Here is a 620-nt window from a genome sequence, read left to right as displayed (position 1 = left end):
ATCGATATGGAAGCGATCCAGAAATCGAAGTTGAAAATTGGTGTGGATCCACTTGGTGGCAGCGGCATTGATTACTGGCGTCAAATAGGACAAGCATACAACTTAGAACTGACCTTGGTCAGCGAAGCGATTGACCCATCATTCCAGTTCATGTCGCTTGATAAGGACGGCGTGGTTCGTATGGACTGTTCTTCTCCATACGCAATGGCTGGTCTGCTAGCTCTGAAAGATGAATACGATCTTGCGTTTGGTAACGACCCAGACTATGACCGTCATGGTATCGTGACGCCGAAAGGTTTGATGAACCCGAACCATTTCTTAGCGGTTTGTATCGACTACCTATACCGTCATCGTGAGGCGTGGGGTAAAGATGTTGCTGTTGGTAAGACGCTGGTTTCAAGTGCACTTATCGACCGAGTAGTAGCCGATTTGGGTCGTGAACTGTGTGAAGTGCCTGTCGGCTTCAAGTGGTTTGTCGATGGCCTTTACACTGGCAAGTTTGGTTTTGGTGGTGAAGAGAGCGCAGGTGCCTCTTTCCTACGTAAAGATGGAACACCATGGTCAACAGACAAAGACGGCATCTTACTCTGTTTGTTAGCGGCTGAGATTACTGCGGTAAC

General features: G+C 48.2%; 1 pseudogene. It reads left to right on the top strand.

The window, feature by feature from the left end:
- Window positions 1-620: pseudogene (locus R7E78_RS28025) on the top strand (phosphoglucomutase, alpha-D-glucose phosphate-specific); the annotation flags it as partial.

The organism is Vibrio sp. YT-19(2023), from assembly GCF_033337395.1.
The sequence above is the reverse complement of the archived record's forward strand: the minus strand, read 5'-3'. Positions and strand labels throughout refer to the sequence as shown.